Annotated in this window: 1 protein-coding gene; it reads left to right on the top strand. The window is 71.9% G+C overall.

The window, feature by feature from the left end:
• A partial coding sequence (locus tag C7I36_RS16930; RefSeq protein ID WP_146137361.1) for a molybdopterin-dependent oxidoreductase occupies window positions 1–622 on the top strand: 622 nt, incomplete at both ends.

Raw genomic sequence — 622 nt, 5'->3', positions numbered from 1 at the left:
CTCGACAGCCCCCATACCGGGGCGGCCATCCACCTGCCGATCCGCCCGGGCACCAACGTGGCGCTGGTCAACGCCCTGGCCCACGTGATCGTGACCGAAGGGCTGGAGGACCACGACTTTATCGCCGAGCGCTGCGCCCAGACGGAATACCAGGCCTGGCGCGACTTCATCCTGGAGCCGCGCCATGCCCCCGAGGCGGTGGCGGACATCATCGGCGTGCCCGCCCGGCGCATCCGCGAGGCGGCCCTGCTCTACGGCGGGGCCGGCAACGGCGCCATCTACTACGGCCTGGGGGTCACCGAGCACAGCCAGGGTTCCACCACCGTCATGGGCATCGCCAACCTGGCCCTGGCCACCGGCAACATCGGCCGGCCCGGGGTGGGGGTGAACCCGCTGCGCGGCCAGAACAACGTGCAGGGCTCCTGCGACATGGGCTCCTTCCCCCATGAGCTGCCCGGCTACCAGCCGGTGACCGACGCCGCCGTGCGCGGCCGTTTCGAGGCCGCCTGGGGCGCGACCCTGGATCCCGAGCCGGGCCTGCGCATCCCGCGCATGTTCGACGCCGCCATCGAGGGCCGCTTCAAGGCCATGTATGTGCAGGGGGAGGACATCGCCCAGTCGG

The organism is Zobellella taiwanensis, from assembly GCF_003012795.1.
GTDB classification, from domain to species: domain Bacteria; phylum Pseudomonadota; class Gammaproteobacteria; order Enterobacterales; family Aeromonadaceae; genus Oceanimonas; species Oceanimonas taiwanensis.
This window is presented reverse-complemented; position numbering and strand designations above follow the sequence as displayed.